Genomic DNA, 16510 nt, shown 5'->3' with positions numbered 1-16510 from the left:
GAGCCACTCTAAGTTCGGCTCGGGGCGGGCGCTTCTCGATTCCTGATCGGTCTGGTGACTTGTTTGGCCAGGCACGGGGGCATGCCCGCCGCCTCGGCGGCCTCCTGCCGCCGGTAGACGCTGGGCGGCACGCCGACCAGTTCGGTGAAGCGGGTGCTGAAGGTGCCCAGCGAGGAGCAGCCGACGGTGAAGCAGACCTCGGTGACGCTGAGGTCGCCGCGGCGCAGCAGCGCCTTAGCGCGCTCGATGCGCCTGGTCATCAGGTAGGAGTACGGCGATTCGCCGTAGGCGAGCTTGAACTCGCGGCTGAGGTGCCCGGCGGACATGTGCGCGCCGCGGGCGAGGGCCTCGACGTTCAGCGGCCGCGCGTGCTCGCGGTCGATCCGGTCGCGGACGCGACGCAGTTGCGCGAGGTCGCGCAGGCGCTGGTTCGCCGGTGTGCTGGTCACCCCTGTGATTCTGCCACGGCCCGCCGACACGCTGCCGTCGTCGCAGTCCTATGCGGTCCGACTTTCTGTCAATAAACGGACTTTTAGTCATATAAGTTCCTGACGTAGATGGTTTTGACGTAGAAGCGATCCACGTCAAAACCATCTACGTCAGAAGCATCGACCTCACACGCCGAACTCGCCCGGCACCGGCGGCGCCGCGGCGCTCACGCCCGCTCGTTCCGAATCGTTTCGCGGGCACATGCAACCATTTGGCGTTAACAACGCGTGTACTAGTCTGAACGTGTTTTGCGCCTGGGGAGATAAGTGAGCGAATCGAACAAGCAGACGGCGAAGGCCCGATCGCCGTGGTGGGCCAAAGTCATGGTCGTCGTCGGTGCGATGGTCATGCTGGCGGCCGGCGGCGGCGCGGTGGCGACGCAGGTGAGCGTCGATCTGGTCAACAACGCCGTCAACAACGAGCAACTGCTCCCCGACCAGCCCGCCGTCGAGGCCGACGCGGGGTCCGACCTCGAAGGCCCCCTGAACTTCCTGGTGCTCGGCGTCGACGAGCAGGGCGACGGCCGACGCTCGGACACCACCATCATCGTCCACGTCAACGCCGAACTCGACGACGTCACCATCGTCTCGCTCCCCCGCGACCTGCTGGTCGACATCGAAACGTGCGACCCGGCCTGCTCCACGAAACTCACCTCGGCGTTCGCCGGCGGCGACGACCGCTCCGACGGCTTCGCCAACAGCGCCCAGACCGTCACCGACCTGACCGGCGTCCATTGGGACGGGGCCATGATCGCCAACTTCGAGGGCTTCATCGACCTGGTCGACGAGCTGGGCACCATCGAACTGTGCCCGTGGCACGAGATCACCTCGATCCACGGCGACCGCAGGACCTACCCCGAAGGCTGCGCCGAGTACAACCAGGAGGAGGCGCTCGACCTGGTCCGCCAGCGCTACGGCTGGGACTGGGACTCCGACTGGGAGGAGGGGCGCGGCGGCGACTACGGCCGCCAGAAGATGCAGCAGCAGGCGATCATGGGCATCCTCAACAAGGCCAAGGAGCTCGGTTACCACAAGAACCCCACCAAGGCGGTGAAACTGCTCAACGGCTTCGGCGAGAAGCTGACGGTCGACCTGGGCGGCATGCAGCTCGCCGATCTGATCGTGGCCATGCGCGAGGTCGATCCCGCCCGGATGACCGCGATCCGGACCCCCTCCACGACACAGGAGATCAACGGCACCTCGTACGTGGTCATCGGCGAGGGCACCGAGCACCAGACCGCCTCCGAGGCTCTGTGGGCCGCGCTCCGGAGCGACACCCTCGACCAGTGGGAATGCCAGTACCCCGAGTACATCAACAGCGACAGCAAACCCGCCTGCGCCACGGCCACCGAGACGGCGAGCGCCGACGGCGGGCCCTCCGAGCCGGCCGCCGGCTGAACCGCCGGCTCAGGCGGTCTTGGTGTCGACGGTCTCGGCGATCACCCAGCGGTGGTAGGCGGGGTTGGCCACCACGATCGGCAGGGCGATCACGCACGGCACCTCGTAGGGGTGCAGCTCGGCGACCCGTTCGGCGATCGTCGGCACCAGCGTGGTCCGGGTGTGGAACCGGACGCGTTCCTCCGGCTGGTGCTCGATCTCGCCCTGCCATTGGAACGTCGACTGCACCCAGTCGGTGCGCTGCCCGCAGGCGACCAGCCGTTCGGTGATGAGCGTCTCGATCATCCGCTGCATCGCGCTGGAGCGCGGCCCGGTGACCACCAGCTCGCAGATCGGTTCGGGATTGACGTCCTCATCCATGCCCGCTCCCTCCTTCCGCCGACAGCATACGGGCGGTACCCGTCGGTGCCGCGGCACAGTCGTCGGCGATCGCCGTTCCGGGGACGCGAAGCGGCGGCCGGGCTTCGCCCGGCCGCCGCCGCATCGGGTTCGGGTGTCAGGCGCCGCCCTCGCCGGCCATGCCGCCGCGCGGCCCGCTGCCGGGGCTCTTGGGCGGCATCGTGCCGGACCCGGCGCCGGGGCTCTTGGGGGCCCGCTCGCTGCCGGCCAGTTCGGTCGGCGGCGTGTCGGGGATCCCCTCGGGCTTGTCGGCGCCGGTGAAGGTCAGGTGCGCGTTCTCGATGTCGGTGGGCTCGCCCTCGACGTCGACGACGATGATCTGCCCGGCCACGAACTCGTTGAACAGGATCTTCTCCGAGAGCGTGTCCTCGATCTCGCGCTGGATCGTGCGACGCAGCGGCCGCGCGCCCAGGACGGGGTCGTAGCCCTTGTGGCCCAGGTAGCGCTTGGCGTCGTCGGTCAGCTCCAGGGCCATGTCGCGGTTGTGGAGCTGCTCCTCGATGCGCTCGACCATGAGGTCGACGATCTCGACGATCTCGGGCTCGGAGAGCTTCGGGAACACGATCGTGTCGTCGATGCGGTTGAGGAACTCCGGCCGGAAGTGGTTCTTCAGCTCGTCGGAGACCTTGTCCTTCATCCGCTGGTAGTCGTTCTCGGTCTCGTCCCCGGCCTGGAAGCCGAGGGTGACGGCCTTGCCGACGTCCCGCGAACCGAGGTTCGTGGTCAGGATCAGCACCGTGTTCTTGAAGTCGACGATGCGGCCCTGGCCGTCGGTCAGGCGGCCGTCCTCGAGGATCTGCAGGAGCGTGTTGAACACGTCCGTGTGGGCCTTCTCGATCTCGTCGAACAGGACCACGCTGAACGGCTTCCGGCGGACCTTCTCGGTCAACTGCCCGCCCTCGTCGTAGCCGACGTACCCGGGAGGCGCACCGACCAGGCGCGAGACCGTGTAGCGGTCGTGGAACTCCGACATGTCGAGCTGGATGAGCGCGTCCTCGGAGCCGAACAGGAACTCCGCGAGCGCCTTGGCCAGCTCGGTCTTGCCGACGCCCGAGGGGCCGGCGAAGATGAACGAGCCCGACGGGCGCTTGGGGTCCTTGAGGCCGGCGCGGGTGCGCCGGATGGCCTGGCTGACGGCCCTGACCGCGTCGGTCTGGCCGACGATGCGCTTGTGCAGCTCCTCCTCCATGCGGAGCAGGCGGGAGGTCTCCTCCTCGGTGAGCTTGTAGACCGGGATGCCGGTCCAGTTGGCGAGCACCTCGGAGATCATCTCCTCGTCGACCTCGGTCACCTGGTCGAGGTCGCCCGCCTTCCACTCCTGCTCGCGCTTGGTGCGCTTGTCGTGGAGCTGCTTCTCGACGTCGCGCAGGCGCGCGGCCGCCTCGAAGTCCTGGGAGTCGATCGCCGACTCCTTGTCGCGGCGGGTCTCGGCGATCTCCTCGTCGATCTCGCGCAGGTCCGGCGGCGCGGTCATGCGGCGGATGCGCATGCGGGCGCCGGCCTCGTCGATGAGGTCGATGGCCTTGTCCGGCAGGAACCGGTCCGAGATGTAGCGGTCGGCCAGGGTCGCGGCCTGCACCAGGGCGCCGTCGGTGATCGACACGCGGTGGTGCGCCTCGTAGCGGTCGCGGAGGCCCTTGAGGATCTCGATGGTGTGCGACAGGCCGGGCTCGGCGACCTGGATCGGCTGGAAGCGGCGCTCGAGCGCGGCGTCCTTCTCCAGGTACTTGCGGTACTCGTCGAGCGTGGTCGCGCCGATCGTCTGCAGCTCGCCGCGGGCCAGCATCGGCTTGAGAATGCTGGCGGCGTCGATCGCGCCCTCGGCGGCGCCCGCACCGACGAGGGTGTGGATCTCGTCGATGAACAGGATGATGTCGCCGCGGGTCTTGATCTCCTTGAGCACCTTCTTCAGGCGCTCCTCGAAGTCACCGCGGTAACGGGAGCCGGCCACCAGCGCGCCCAGGTCGAGGGTGTAGAGCTGCTTGTCCTTCAGCGTCTCGGGCACCTCGCCCTTGGTGATCGCCTGCGCCAGGCCCTCGACGGCGGCGGTCTTGCCGACGCCGGGCTCGCCGATCAGCACCGGGTTGTTCTTGGTGCGGCGGCTGAGCACCTGCATGACGCGCTCGATCTCCCGCTGCCGGCCGATGACCGGGTCGAGCTTGCCCTCCCGGCTGGCCTGGGTCAGGTTGCGGCCGAACTGGTCCAACACGAGCGAGCCGGACTGCTGCGACTCGGAGGTGGTGCCCCCGGCGGCGGCGCCGGCGGGCTCCTTCCCCTGGTAGCCGGAGAGCAGTTGCAGCACCTGCTGCCGGACGCGGTTGAGGTCGGCGCCGAGCTTGATGAGCACCTGCGCCGCCACGCCCTCGCCCTCCCGGATCAGGCCCAGCAGGATGTGTTCGGTCCCAATGTAGTTGTGGCCAAGCTGCAAAGCCTCGCGCAGGCTCAGCTCGAGCACCTTCTTCGCCCGGGGGGTGAAGGGGATGTGCCCGCTGGGGGCCTGCTGGCCCTGCCCGATGATCTCCTCGACCTGCTGACGGACGCCTTCAAGGGAGATGCCCAGGCTCTCCAGGGCTTTCGCCGCCACGCCCTCGCCCTCGTGGATGAGGCCGAGGAGGATGTGCTCCGTGCCGATGTAGTTGTGGTTGAGCATCCTGGCCTCTTCTTGGGCCAAGACGACCACACGTCGAGCACGGTCGGTAAACCGTTCAAACATGCGCTTCTGCTCCTCGCGTCCGCCGCTTTACTGTCGTCGTCGATAACTGGTCGTGGCTTATACAACCCTGTGGGTACACCTTATCCCCCGGGCCGATTGGCCACGGGTGCCACGTGGGTGACAACAAGCGTGCCTGGTGGGGCATTCCCGACGAAAAGACGTTCGCTGTGAGCGCAATGGCGCCTCCTTCCGGCCGGACCTGCCGGGTCCAATGGTGCCTCGCGAGCGCGAAGGCGCCAAAACCGCCGGAGGAGGGACGGGCACCGAAACGCCCGCGGCCGGGCACCGGACGCGGGCGTCGAGCCGATCGGAGTGCCTGAGGTCTAGCCGTGGGCGGCGTTGTATTCCTCGACGATGTTCTGGGGAATGCGACCCCGCGGGGACACCTTCTTGCCCTGACGCTCCGCCCACTCGCGAATCGCCTTGTTCTGCTCGCGGTCGACCGCCTGGCGGCGGCCGGACGATCCTCGGGCGGGGCGCGAGGAGCCGACGGTGTAGCGACCAAGCCGGGTTCCGTGCTCCTGGAATGTCGCCAAAGCTTCGCGCAGTTCATTGGCGTGGCCCGCCGAAAGGTCGATCTCGTAGGCCTGCCCGTCGATAGCGAATTTGACGGTCTCCTCGGCCTTGCCGCCGTCGATATCGTCGATCAGGATGACCTGTGTCTTCTTCGCCATGGCAAATTCCTCTCGATGAGAAGCGACTCAGCGCTTACCGGCTACCGTTGTTAGTGCCAGAGCATATACGAGTCCCTTAGAGAAGCGAAAGAGGGTCTCGCTTGAACATCGTAATCCCCCGTACGGCGAAGCGTGCGGTGAATTGGCGGGGCGCGCTCCTTCTAGACGAAAGGGACCGCTCGTTGCACGCCGCCCGCGGGCGGCCCAATTGTTTATTCCGGTTTCACCAGCGGGAAGAGGATGGTCTCTCGGATACCGAGTCCGGTGAGCGCCATAAGCAGCCGGTCTATTCCCATCCCCATGCCGCACAACGGCGGCATTCCGTATTCCATCGCCCGAAGGAAGTCCTCGTCCACGGACATGGCCTCGTCGTCGCCCCCCGCGGCCAGCCTGGCCTGCGCCTCGAGGCGTTCACGCTGGACGACCGGGTCCACCAGCTCGGAATATCCGGTGGCGAGCTCGAATCCGCGGACGTAGAGGTCCCATTTCTCGGCCACGCCCGGTACCGAGCGATGACCGCGCGTGAGCGGAGAGGTGTCCTCGGGGAAGTCGAACACGAAGGTCGGCGCATACAGCTTGTCGGCCACGAGGTGCTCGAACAATTCCTCGGCCAGTTTCCCGGGGCCCCACATCGGGTCGACTCCGAGCTCGACTTTGTCGGCGTAAGCCCGCAACCGGTCCAGCGGGGTGTCGGCCGTCACCGTCTCTCCGACCGCATCGGAAAGCGCGCCGAAGAGGGTGATCTCATCCCACTCCCCGCCCAGGTCGTAGGTCGATCCGTCGGCCAGTTCGACGGTGGTCGATCCGAACACCGACTCCGCCGCGCCTTGAATGAGCGTCCGCGTCAGCTCGGCGATGGCGCGGTAGTCCCCGTAGGCCTGATAGGCCTCGAGCATCGCGAACTCCGGCGAATGCGAGGAGTCGGCCCCCTCGTTGCGGAAGTTCCGATTGATCTCGAATACGCGATCGATCCCGCCGACCACGCAGCGCTTCAGAAAGAGCTCCGGCGCGATGCGCAGGTACAGATCGATGTCATAGGCGTTCATATGCGTCACGAAAGGCCGCGCGGTCGCGCCCCCGGGCTGAACCTGCATCATCGGGGTCTCGACCTCGACGAAGTCGCGGCCGTGCAGCAGATCGCGGACCGAGCGGACCACCGCCGCACGGTTCCGCACGTTGTCGCGGGCCTCGGGGCGCACGATCAGGTCGACATAGCGCTGCCGCACCCGGGTCTCCTCGGCGAGCGGCTTGTGCGCGACCGGGAGGGGCCGCAGGGCCTTGGAGGTGACCGCCCACTGCTCGGCCATCACCGACAGCTCGCCGCGCTTGGAGGCGACCGCCTCGCCGGTCACCCCGACGTGGTCCCCGATGTCGACCAGCCGCTTCCATTCGGAGAGCGACTCGGCGCCGACCTTGCCCTGGGAGAGCATGACCTGGAACTCGGTGCCGTCGCCGTCGCGCAGCTTCGCGAAGCACAGCTTCCCGGCCACCCGCAGGAAGATCACCCTGCCGGTGGTCGCGACCGTCTCCCCGGACGAGGCCCCGGCCTCCAGGTGCCCGAATCGGTCCCGCAACTCCCGCAAGGAGTGGGTGCGCGGATAGCCCAGCGGGTACGGCTCCCTGCCGGCGGCGAGCAGTTCGTCGCGCTTGGCGCGGCGGATCTTCATCTGCTCGGGAAGGTCGTCGCCGGTCTCACCGGTCTGCTGCTCGTGCTCGGTCACGTCCTACAGGGTAGATGCCGCCCCGAGCGCCCGGCATGCGCGTTTCCCGCGGCCGGGACGGGTCACAGGGCCCCGTCCGGCACGGCCGGGCGCGGCGACTCGACCGCGAACGCGGGGTAACCGACCACCCGCTCGGTCTGGCCGGTGGCGTCGGCGGAGGTGCGCAGCGCCAGGCGGCGGGGCCGGCGGCCGGTCGCGTCCGCCCAGGCGACGGCACCGCGCAGCGCGAACACGCCGCAGGCGTCCGAAGTGGAGATCTCGCGCGGCCGCAGCCCCTCGATCGCGGCCGCGGTGGCGGCGTCGAGGCGCCCGGCGGTGGCCGCGTCGTGGTAGTGGGACAGATCGGTCGAGCACAGCACGACCGCGTCGTCGCCGGCCTCCTCGACCAGGCCGCCGACGATCCGGGCCGTGTCCGGGATCTGGCTCATGCCGACCGCCACCGGCGTCACCTCGACCTCCCCGCCCAGGGCGACCTGGAGGAACGGCATCTGGACCTCCAGCGAATGCTCCTCGGCGTGCGGCAGGCGGGAGGAACCGACCACCTGCGTCGGCGCCGCCGCGAGCCGCCCCAGCGGGGTCTCCCATGAGGTGTAGGGCGCGGCGGCGTGTCCGCGCAGCGGATGGTAGTGGGACGGCCCGACCAGGACGACGCGGCCGATGCGGTCGCGGTGCGCGGCCAGGCGGGCGTAGACCTCGGCGGCGACGCTCCCGGAGAAGCGGTAGCCGGCGTGCGGGACGATGTAGGCGGGGGCGAGCGACTCGGCGGGGTCGACCTCGACCGCGTCGAGCAGCTCGGTTATCTGTTCGCGGAGCCGGCCCGCATCGGCCGGGTAGAAGCGCCCGGCGACCGCCGGCGGCCGGACGGTGTCAGATTTCGTCGAGGGCATGATGTTGTCTCTCGCGTGTGTGGTGGTTCCAGTTACTTGTGTGACGGCGCGGCCAGCCGGATCGGTTGCCTCTTCGGCCCCCAGTCTCCGGCCGGACCCTCGTAGACCCCGGGAATCCGCGCGCCGCAGAACGTGCAGTGTCCCGAATCTGACAGCTCATATTGGTCGATCCGGTACCAATCGCGCACTACGAGAGGTTCGCCACAGTCCGGGCAGTAGGTGGTCTGGTTCGCCGCGTCGTGGACGTTGCCGGTGTAGACGTAGCGCAGCCCGGCATCGAGCGCGATCCGCCTGGCCCGCCGCAGCGTGGCGGGCGGGGTGGCGGGGACGTCGCGCATCTTGAAATCGGGGTGGAACGCGGTGAAATGGAGCGGCACGCCGTCGCCGAGGTGCTCGGCGATCCAGGCCGCCTCGGCGGCGATCTCGTCGTCGGAATCGTTGTGGCCGGGGATCAGCAGGGTGGTGATCTCGGTCCACACATTCGTCTCGTGGACCAGGTACTCCAGGGTGTCGAGCACCTTCGCGAGCGAGGAGAAGGTGATCTTCTTGTAGAACTCCTCGGTGAAGGCCTTCAGGTCGATATTGGCCGCGTCCATGTGCGCGTACAGCTCGGCGCGCGGCTCGGGGTTGATGTACCCGGCCGAGACCGCCACGGCCTTGAGCCCCTCCTCACGGGCGGCCTCGGCGCAGTCGGCCGCGTACTCCAGGAAGATCGTGGGGTCGTTGTAGGTGAAGGCGATCGACTCGCAGCCCAGGCGCTTCGCGGTCCGGGCGATCCGCTCGGGCGAGGCCGACGAGGTGAGCGTGTCGATCTCGCGGGACTTGGAGATGTCCCAGTTCTGGCAGAACCGGCAGGCGAGATTGCAACCGGCGGTTCCGAACGACAGCACCGGGGTCCCCGGCAGGAAGTGGTTGAGCGGCTTCTTCTCGATGGGGTCCACGCAGAAGCCCGAGGAGCGGCCGTAGGAGGTCAGCACGATCTGGTCGCCCTCGCGGGCCCGGACGAAGCACAGGCCGCGCTGGCCCTCCCGCAGCCTGCAGGCCCGCGGGCAGACGGTGCACTCGATCCGGCCGTCCTCGAGCGCACGGTGGTGTCCGGTGCCGACGGTGAACTCGTCGGCACCCTCGACGCGCGGCCCGGCGGTGCTCATCCGCGGCTCGCTAGCGTCGCCGTGGTCGGGGTGATGGCGGCCATACCCCAACCGTAGCGCCTAGTCCGTTGCGAGTTGTGCCCCGCAGGACGGCAAACGCAAACCGCGCGGCCCCGCCGGGGAACGGGGGCCGCGCGGTCCGGTATCAGGCTGTCAGTTCAGGCGGTTGCCGGTGGTGGCGTGGAAGACGTGCTCGTGGCCCGGTTCGGGGACGACGTGCACGGTCTCGGCCAGTTGCGGCACGGCCTTGCCCTCGGTGCGGACGACGAAGCGCTCGCTGGCGCCGTTGTAGGCGGCGTGCCCGTACACGAACGCCTCGGCGCCGAGCTCCTCGACGAGGTCGACCTCGATCGGGATGCCGCCGGAGCTCTCGGTGCCGAGCTTGCAGTGCTCGGGGCGGATGCCGACCGTGACCTCCTGGTTGGCGCCCTCGGTGGCGGCCGCGTCGCGGACCTCGCGGGGCAGCGGGAGGGTCATGTCGCCGAACAGGGCGCCGCCCTCGGTGAGCGAGACGGTCTTGAGGTTCATGGCCGGCGAACCGATGAAGCCGGCGACGAACATGTTGGTCGGGGTCTCGTAGAGCACCCGCGGGGTGTCGCACTGCTGCAGGACGCCGTCCTTGAGCACCGCGATGCGGTGGCCCATCGTCATGGCCTCGACCTGGTCGTGGGTGACGTAGACGGTGGTGATGCCGAGGCGCTTCTGGAGCGAGGCGATCTGGGAGCGGGTCTGGACGCGGAGCTTGGCGTCGAGGTTCGACAGCGGCTCGTCCATGAGGAACACCTGCGGTTCGCGCACGATGGCGCGACCCATGGCGACACGCTGCCGCTGGCCACCGGAGAGGGCCTTGGGCTTGCGGTTGAGGTAGTCCTCCAGGTCGAGGAGCTTGGCCGCGTCGTCCACCCGGCGCTTGATCTCGGCCTTCGGCATGCGGCGCAGCTTGAGGGCGAACGCCATGTTGTCGAAGACGGACATGTGCGGGTAGAGCGCGTAGTTCTGGAACACCATCGCGATGTCGCGGGACTTCGGCGGGAGGTTCGAGACGTCGGTCTCGTTGATGTAGACCGAGCCTTCGTCGATCTCCTCGAGCCCGGCGAGCATCCGCAGCGAGGTGGACTTGCCGCAGCCGGAAGGTCCGACGAGGACCAGGAATTCGCCGTCCTGGATCTCGAGGTGGAGTCTGTCGACGGCGGGCTCTTCGGCGCCCGGATAGACGCGCGAAGCGTCCTGATAGGTCACTGTGGCCATCTTTGGGTCCTTTCACTGGCAGGTACGTGCCAGACGATCCGTTGTAAAAGGCGAGTTATTGTCACAGGCTGCAGTGAGGACCTCGCGAGGCGCGGCCCTGCGCTGCGGCATGTCCGCCACGCACACGTTGCCGCTGCGTCGCGTGTGGTGAGCCTAACGGTTTAGGAATACCTTTGCCAAGTAGGCGGGGGGTATATGTCCGTTTTCCCGGGAAAGTATATCCAACCGTTACGAGCATCACGCCGCGGGATGGGAGCGGTGATCAACTATTCCACGCGCAGTGATTGCAGGAGCGCCTCGTCGCCGACCACGTCGCAGATGCCGAACGGCAGCCGGCCCCACAGGGCGAGGGCGATGTCCGAGGCCGAGCCGGCGGCGCGGGCCTGCAGCTCGATCCGGTGGTCGGGGTGGTCGAGCAGGGCTATGTGGCCGTCGCGCAGCCGCACGAACCAGGTGGCGTCGGCGTCCTGCGCGAACAGTTGGGCGAGCCCGTGGGCGTCGGTGCGCTCGCGGCGGTGCCCCGCCGGGATGTGGGCCTCGAAGACCTCGGAGATGGTCTCGGCCGCGAGTGCGGCGGGGATCGGCGCGGTGGCGCCGACGGCCATCTGGACGTCCCAGCGCGCCAGGCCGGTGGCGACGGTGATGCGGCGGTGCCAGAATCCGGCCTTCCATTCCACCGGGGCCCAGGACCAGGCGGGTGCGTCGAGCGGACGCGATTCGAGCGCGTCGACCGCCCGGCCGAGGGCTTCGTCGAATTCGTCGAGGGTCGCCTCGCCCCGGGGGCGCGCGGGCGGCGGTTCGGGCACGTCCCCCTCGTCGGCGCCGGCGCGCAGCGCTTCGACGGTCCAGCGGTAGAGCCGGACCAGGTCGGCCAGTGCGTCGGCGACGGTCGCGTCCGGGCGGGAGGGCACGGGTCGGTCGAGCGACTGCCCGTCGGCGAGCTCGCGGAGGGCTCCGGCCTCCTTCTTCAGCTCGGTCAGGTAGTCGGTGATCCGCGACTTGGACATGGTGACCGCCTTTCCCCCTAGCCTGCATAAAGCTTAGGCTTTGCGGCGTGACAGACGCCAGCCCGCCGCCGATCGGGATCCGCTCGACGGGTCGGATCGACGATAAAGCCCTCGGACCGCTGACGACGCTGCGGCTGGGCGGCCCGGCTCGGGAGATGGTGGCGGCCGAGACCGCCGAGGAGGCGGTGGCCGCGCTGCGGTCGGCCGAGGGGCCGACGATGGTGCTGGCCGGCGGCAGCAACGTCGTGGTCGGCGACGGCGGCTTCGACGGGACGGTGGTGCTGCTGCGCGGCGGCGGGATCGAGGAGCTGGGCGACGGCCGCGTCCGGGTCGGGGCCGGCCAGGTGTGGGACGACTTCGTGGCCTGGACGGTCGAGCGGGGCTGGTCGGGGGTGGAGTGCCTCAGCGGTGTCCCCGGTTCGGCCGGGGCGACCCCGATCCAGAACGTGGGCGCCTACGGCCAGGAGGTGTCCCAGACGATCGCGGCGGTGACCGTGTGGGACCGCGAGGCGGACCGGATCCGGGACTGGGCCCCCGAGGAGTGCGGTTTCTCCTACCGAAGCAGCATCTTCAAGCACAACGGCCGCTACATGGTGATGGGCGTCGATTTCCGGCTCGAGCGGAGCGGCCTGTCGCGCCCGATCGCCTACGCCGAACTGGCCGGGCGCCTCGGGGTCGGGGTCGGCGACCGGGTCCCGTCGGCCGAGGCCCGCGAGGCGGTGCTCGAGCTGCGCCGCGGCAAGGGCATGGTGCTCGACGAGGCCGACCACGACACCTGGAGCGCCGGTTCCTTCTTCACCAACCCGGTGATCGACCGGCACGCCTTCCGCGAATTGACCGATCGGGTCGGCGGCGAGGCCCCGCACTGGGCGGTGGGCGAGCGCGTGAAGGTCTCGGCGGCCTGGCTGATCGGAGCGGCCGGGTTCGAGAAGGGCTACCGCAGGGGCAACGTCGGCCTTTCGACCAAGCACGCCTTGGCGCTCACCAACCGGGGCGGCGCCACCACCGCCGAGCTGCTGGGACTGGCGAGGGAAGTGGTCGGCACGGTCGAGGACGAGTTCGGTATCCGGCTCCGGCCCGAACCCGTCCTGGTGGGCGCCACCCTGGACTGAGTTTCCTATAGGATATTTCCTATATCCTATAGGAAATGTCACTCCGCGAGCCCGATCCGGGCGTGGAGCCTCCGCAGCGGTCCGGGCGACCACCAGTTCCACCTCCCGGTGAGTCGCATGGCGGCGGGCAGGAGCACGCCGCGGATCACGGTGGCGTCGAACAGCACCGCCAGCGCCATGCCCACGCCGAGCATCTGCAGGAACACCACTTGGCCGGTGGCGTAGACGGCGAAGGTGAGCGCCAGGACCAGGGCCGCGGCGGTGACCAGCGGGGCGCTGCGCTGGACCCCGGCGGCGATGGAGCCGGTGTGGTCGCCGGTCCGGTCGTACTCCTCCTTGATCCGCGAGAGCATGAAGACCTCGTAGTCCATCGACAGCCCGTAGGCGACGCAGAACATCAGGATCGGGATGCTCGGTTCGAACGAGCCCTGCGGCGTGAAGCCGAGCATTCCCGACAGGTGTCCCTCCTGGAATATCCACACCAGGGCCCCGAACATCACCGACAGCGACAGTCCGTTGAGGAGTGTCGCCTTGAGCGGTGCGATCACGCTGCCGGTCATGAGGAACAGGATCGCGAAGGTGACCAGTACGACCAGGGCCAGCACCAGCGGGAGCCGGTCGAGCAGCGCGTCGCGGAAGTCGGCGAGGTCGGCGGGGTATCCGGAGACCGCCGTCTCGAACGGCGCTTCCACGGCCCGCACCTCTGCGACCAGGTCGTACGCGCCCTCTCGCATGGCCTCGACGGTGGGCACGGCCGACAGCCAGGTGTCCTCGGGGTAGGCGAACCGCTCGGCGTCGGGCGGCGCCTCCTGTCGGCCGTCGGCGAACCGTCCCGCGGCCGAGTCGACTTGGGCGATGCCGGGCACCAGCGACACCTCGGCGGCGTAGGCGGCGAGGTCGTCGGGACCGGGCGCGGTCGCCAGGATCTGGAGGGCGTCGGTCTCCTCGGCGGCGAAGTTCGCGGTGATCTGGTCGGCGACGACGCGGCTGTCGGCGTCGGCGGGCAGGGCGCGCTCGTCGGGCACGCCGAAGCGGACGCCGAGCAGCGGCGAGGCGAGTAGGAGCACCAGCGCGAGGGCGGCGGCACCCCAGGCGACCGGTCGCCGCATGACGGCGGTGGCGAGCCGGTGCCAGCGGCCGCGTTCGGTCGTGCGGGTCGGCCGCTCGACGCGGTGGCCCCAGGCCCCGAGCGCGGCGGGCAGGAGCACGACGGTGCATGCGGCGGCGATGAGCGGGACCAGGATGCCGGCGTAGGCGAACGAGCGCAGGAAGGGGAAGGGCATGGCCAGCAGCACCGAGAGGCTGACGGCGACGGTCACGGCGCTGAAGACGACCGTCCTGCCGGCGGTGGCGACGGTGCGGGCGATCGCGTCGGCGCGGTCGGCGCCGGCGGCGGCCTCCTCGCGGTATCGGTTGATGAGGAACAGGCAGTAGTCGACCGCCAGGCCGATGCTCATCACGAGGGTGAGGTTGGCGGCGAAGGTGGACACCTCGGTGACGGCGGCGACGGCGCGCGTGAGTGCCAGCGCGAGCACGAGCGTCAGCACGCCGACGCCCATGGTGAGCAGCGCGGCGACGGGTCTGCGGTAGAGGGCTATGAGCAGCACCAGCAGGCCGGGCAGGATGATCGCCTCGGCGAGCAGGAAGTCCTGGCGGGCCAGTTCAGCGGCTTCGCGGAAGAGTTCGTCGGAGCCGCCGACGGCGACGGTGACGGTGTCGTCCTCGATCGTGAAGTCCCTCTTGATGTCGGGCAGGACGTTCTCGCGGACGTCGGTGACGTCGCCGGGCAGGTAGGCGGTGATGACCGCCTGAGAGCCGTCTTCGCTCCGCAGCGTCGGGGATCGCCGGTCCCAGTAGGAGTCGGTATCGGCGATGCGCGGGTGCGAGGCGAGCCGGGAGGCGATCTCGGTTCCGGCCGACGCGGTCACGGCGGCGTCGACGTCGCCGTTGCGGGCGGTGACCAGGAGCAGGAGGTTGGCGCTGCCGACGTCGAAGCGCTCGTCGAGTTCCTGCCCGGTGGTGATCGACGGCGAGCCGGGGGCCTCGAATCGGGAGAGTACGAGGGCGTTGAGCGTGCCGGATCCGATCAGGCCGCCCGCGATGAACAGGACCACGGCGGCGGCGAGCAGGGGCGCGCTGCGCCGCGCGGCGAAGCGGCCGAGCCGGTGCAGGGCCGACCGGGGTCGGGCGCGGGGCTTAGGATGCGGGGCGGTGGTGGAGGTCATGCGGGTCTCCCGGCCGAAGTAGACTGAAAACGCGAGCAGTTGCTCGCATTTAAAAATACGAGCAGTTGCTCGTGTTCATCGAGACCGAGGGAAGATTCGTGACCGGAGACACACCGAAGTCGCCGCGGAAGCGGCAGGCGCGGGGCCGGAAGCGCATGGCCGAACTCCTGGACGCCGCCGCCGAGGTCTTCGCCGAGCGGGGGTTCACCGGCGCCACGACGAACGCGATCGCCGCCCGGGCCGGTGCGTCACCGGGCACGCTCTACCAGTTCTTCGAGAACAAGGAGGCGATCGCCGAGTCCCTGATGGCCCGCTACGTGGAGCGCCTGCGCGAGGCGCACGGGGCGGCCTTCGCCCCGGAGGTGGCGAAGCTGCCGCTGGACCGGATGCTGGACCGCGTGATCGACCCCCTGATCGCCTTCGACCGCGCGCACCCGGCCTTCTACGCCCTCCTGGCCGACCCGGACCTCTCCCCCGAGCTGGCCGGGGCCAAGCGGCCCGCGCAGCGGGTGATGTTCGAGCGGATCGACGCGATTCTCGAGGCTCGCGCCCCCGATCTGCCGCCCGCGAAGCGGGCGCTCACCGCCCAGGTGGCCGTCCACCTCTTCCGAGGGCTGCTCCCGCTGGTCATGGACGCCACCGACGACCTGCCCGAGGTGACCGCCGAACTCAAGCGCGCGCTCCACGCCTACCTCGCCCCGGCGATCGGGGAGGGCCCGCCCGAGTGACGCTCCGACTTCACGGCGGGGGCCGCACCGACGCACGGAACACGCCGAGAGCTCCTAGTTTTCGCTGTCCGCCGGTATCGGCCAGTGCGCTTGAGGTTCGAAACAGTTCACCAGCGGAGGAGATCGGATGACCACGGTCAAACATGATGCTCTCAGCGAGCTCCCGGAGCTCTTCGGCTCCGAGGCGGAACGGGTCGCGTATCTGCGATCGCTGGTCACCACTACCCGCGAAGAACGGAGAGAGGCCCGGGAGCGGCTCCAGCAGATCGCCGCCGAAGACGGCTTCGACTGGGACCTGTATGAGGAGCTCGACCAGTGACCTACCTCGCGGACACGAGCGCATTGGTCCGCATCATCCGGTTCCAGGTCGACCCCCGATGGAACGACGCCGCTGACTCAGGACTCATCGCCGGATGCGAGCCGGTATTCACCGAGACGCTCACCATGTCTCGGACCAGCACTTTCTCCGAGGTCGAAGAGCGCCTTTGCACCGAGCACCCGTGTGTGGCCGAACCATCGAGCACCTGGGATTACGTCGCGGCAATGCGTCGGGATCTGGCGAAGCACTCCATGCACAACATGCTCAGCGTCGCCGACTTCCTGGTAGCCGCGATCGCGATGCAGCTCAAGCTCATCGTCCTGCACGAGGACAAGGACTTCATCGCAGCCGCGCGACTGTTCCCCCAGCTAGAGCAGCAGCGCATCTCCCACAGCCTCCCGGCCGCTTGACCGGAGACCGGCCGTCGGGCGCCTCGGACC

General features: G+C 69.2%; 15 protein-coding genes. 5 read left to right on the top strand and 10 right to left on the bottom strand.

The genetic code is table 11. The annotated features are described in order from the left end of the window. Positions 1 to 8 precede the first annotated feature (8 nt). Positions 9 to 449 carry a helix-turn-helix transcriptional regulator gene (locus tag CUT39_RS14080; protein WP_100447637.1) on the bottom strand — a complete coding sequence of 147 codons (441 nt, stop codon included), beginning with the start codon at positions 447 to 449 and terminating at the stop codon, positions 9 to 11. A gap of 306 nt (positions 450 to 755) precedes the next feature. On the opposite strand from CUT39_RS14080, the gene CUT39_RS14075 reads away from it, so the two are divergent. After that, entirely contained in the window at positions 756 to 1886 is a 1131-nt protein-coding gene (locus CUT39_RS14075; protein ID WP_100447635.1) for an LCP family protein, read from the top strand. Positions 1887 to 1895: 9 nt separating this feature from the next. On the opposite strand, the gene cutA is transcribed toward CUT39_RS14075, so the two are convergent. The 8 genes from cutA to CUT39_RS14035 all read right to left on the bottom strand — a co-directional run bounded on the left by cutA (position 1896) and on the right by CUT39_RS14035 (position 11686). Next, on the bottom strand, positions 1896 to 2246 hold the full coding sequence (gene cutA, locus CUT39_RS14070) for a divalent-cation tolerance protein CutA (RefSeq protein ID WP_100447633.1): 351 nt from the start codon (positions 2244 to 2246) through the stop codon (positions 1896 to 1898). A gap of 136 nt (positions 2247 to 2382) precedes the next feature. After that, a complete protein-coding gene (locus tag CUT39_RS14065; RefSeq protein ID WP_100447631.1) occupies positions 2383 to 4998 on the bottom strand; it encodes an ATP-dependent Clp protease ATP-binding subunit in 2616 nt (871 codons plus the stop codon). Positions 4999 to 5321: 323 nt separating this feature from the next. Continuing rightward, on the bottom strand, positions 5322 to 5672 hold the full coding sequence (locus tag CUT39_RS14060) for a histone-like nucleoid-structuring protein Lsr2 (RefSeq protein ID WP_100447629.1): 351 nt from the start codon (positions 5670 to 5672) through the stop codon (positions 5322 to 5324). A 212-nt stretch (positions 5673 to 5884) separates the two neighbouring features. Beyond that, the gene (gene lysS / locus CUT39_RS14055) at positions 5885 to 7339 is read right to left on the bottom strand and encodes a lysine--tRNA ligase (protein WP_100448251.1); all 1455 of its coding nucleotides are present in this window, start codon (positions 7337 to 7339) and stop codon (positions 5885 to 5887) included. A 116-nt stretch (positions 7340 to 7455) separates the two neighbouring features. Continuing rightward, a complete protein-coding gene (gene amrB, locus CUT39_RS14050) occupies positions 7456 to 8280 on the bottom strand; it encodes an AmmeMemoRadiSam system protein B (protein WP_100447627.1) in 825 nt (274 codons plus the stop codon). A gap of 32 nt (positions 8281 to 8312) precedes the next feature. Next, on the bottom strand, positions 8313 to 9431 hold the full coding sequence (gene amrS / locus CUT39_RS14045) for an AmmeMemoRadiSam system radical SAM enzyme (RefSeq protein WP_100447625.1): 1119 nt from the start codon (positions 9429 to 9431) through the stop codon (positions 8313 to 8315). Between the two features lie 153 nt (positions 9432 to 9584). After that, a complete protein-coding gene (locus CUT39_RS14040) occupies positions 9585 to 10679 on the bottom strand; it encodes an ABC transporter ATP-binding protein (RefSeq protein WP_100447623.1) in 1095 nt (364 codons plus the stop codon). Between the two features lie 266 nt (positions 10680 to 10945). Further along, positions 10946 to 11686 carry a maleylpyruvate isomerase N-terminal domain-containing protein gene (locus CUT39_RS14035; protein ID WP_100447621.1) on the bottom strand — a complete coding sequence of 247 codons (741 nt, stop codon included), beginning with the start codon at positions 11684 to 11686 and terminating at the stop codon, positions 10946 to 10948. Positions 11687 to 11733: 47 nt separating this feature from the next. On the opposite strand from CUT39_RS14035, the gene CUT39_RS14030 reads away from it, so the two are divergent. Continuing rightward, a complete protein-coding gene (locus tag CUT39_RS14030) occupies positions 11734 to 12798 on the top strand; it encodes a UDP-N-acetylmuramate dehydrogenase (RefSeq protein ID WP_232805759.1) in 1065 nt (354 codons plus the stop codon). A 38-nt stretch (positions 12799 to 12836) separates the two neighbouring features. Here the strand turns inward: CUT39_RS14030 and CUT39_RS14025 are convergent, their stop codons facing one another. Continuing rightward, positions 12837 to 15023 carry an MMPL family transporter gene (locus CUT39_RS14025; protein WP_100447619.1) on the bottom strand — a complete coding sequence of 729 codons (2187 nt, stop codon included), beginning with the start codon at positions 15021 to 15023 and terminating at the stop codon, positions 12837 to 12839. Between the two features lie 98 nt (positions 15024 to 15121). Between CUT39_RS14025 and CUT39_RS14020 the strand changes: the two genes are divergently transcribed. The 3 genes from CUT39_RS14020 to CUT39_RS14010 all read left to right on the top strand — a co-directional run bounded on the left by CUT39_RS14020 (position 15122) and on the right by CUT39_RS14010 (position 16480). Continuing rightward, on the top strand, positions 15122 to 15751 hold the full coding sequence (locus CUT39_RS14020; protein WP_198587141.1) for a TetR/AcrR family transcriptional regulator: 630 nt from the start codon (positions 15122 to 15124) through the stop codon (positions 15749 to 15751). 127 nt (positions 15752 to 15878) lie between these two features. Further along, positions 15879 to 16070 (top strand): hypothetical protein, encoded by a 192-nt coding sequence (locus tag CUT39_RS14015; RefSeq protein WP_100447617.1) that lies wholly within the window; start codon positions 15879 to 15881, stop codon positions 16068 to 16070. Further along, positions 16067 to 16480: a PIN domain-containing protein gene (locus CUT39_RS14010; protein WP_100447615.1), complete on the top strand. Its 414-nt coding sequence runs from the start codon at positions 16067 to 16069 to the stop codon at positions 16478 to 16480. Before CUT39_RS14015 ends, CUT39_RS14010 begins: the two co-directional genes overlap by 4 nt. Positions 16481 to 16510: the final 30 nt, after the last annotated feature.

Origin of the sequence: Glycomyces xiaoerkulensis (assembly GCF_002798405.1) — a bacterium.
Taxonomy (GTDB): Bacteria; Actinomycetota; Actinomycetes; order Mycobacteriales; family Micromonosporaceae; genus Glycomyces; species Glycomyces xiaoerkulensis.
This window is presented reverse-complemented; position numbering and strand designations above follow the sequence as displayed.

What these genes read in the sequence shown, in the direction of transcription:
- CUT39_RS14035 (WP_100447621.1), bottom strand. Translation starts at nt 11,686, where the DNA reads ATGTCCAAGTCGCGGATCACCGACTACCTGACCGAGCTGAAGAAGGAG.
- CUT39_RS14040 (WP_100447623.1), bottom strand. Translation starts at nt 10,679, where the DNA reads ATGGCCACAGTGACCTATCAGGACGCTTCGCGCGTCTATCCGGGCGCC.
- CUT39_RS14060 (WP_100447629.1), bottom strand. Translation starts at nt 5,672, where the DNA reads ATGGCGAAGAAGACACAGGTCATCCTGATCGACGATATCGACGGCGGC.
- CUT39_RS14065 (WP_100447631.1), bottom strand. Translation starts at nt 4,998, where the DNA reads ATGTTTGAACGGTTTACCGACCGTGCTCGACGTGTGGTCGTCTTGGCC.
- lysS (WP_100448251.1), bottom strand. Translation starts at nt 7,339, where the DNA reads ATGAAGATCCGCCGCGCCAAGCGCGACGAACTGCTCGCCGCCGGCAGG.
- cutA (WP_100447633.1), bottom strand. Translation starts at nt 2,246, where the DNA reads ATGGATGAGGACGTCAATCCCGAACCGATCTGCGAGCTGGTGGTCACC.
- amrB (WP_100447627.1), bottom strand. Translation starts at nt 8,280, where the DNA reads ATGCCCTCGACGAAATCTGACACCGTCCGGCCGCCGGCGGTCGCCGGG.
- amrS (WP_100447625.1), bottom strand. Translation starts at nt 9,431, where the DNA reads ATGAGCACCGCCGGGCCGCGCGTCGAGGGTGCCGACGAGTTCACCGTC.
- CUT39_RS14015 (WP_100447617.1), top strand. Translation starts at nt 15,879, where the DNA reads ATGACCACGGTCAAACATGATGCTCTCAGCGAGCTCCCGGAGCTCTTC.
- CUT39_RS14025 (WP_100447619.1), bottom strand. Translation starts at nt 15,023, where the DNA reads ATGACCTCCACCACCGCCCCGCATCCTAAGCCCCGCGCCCGACCCCGG.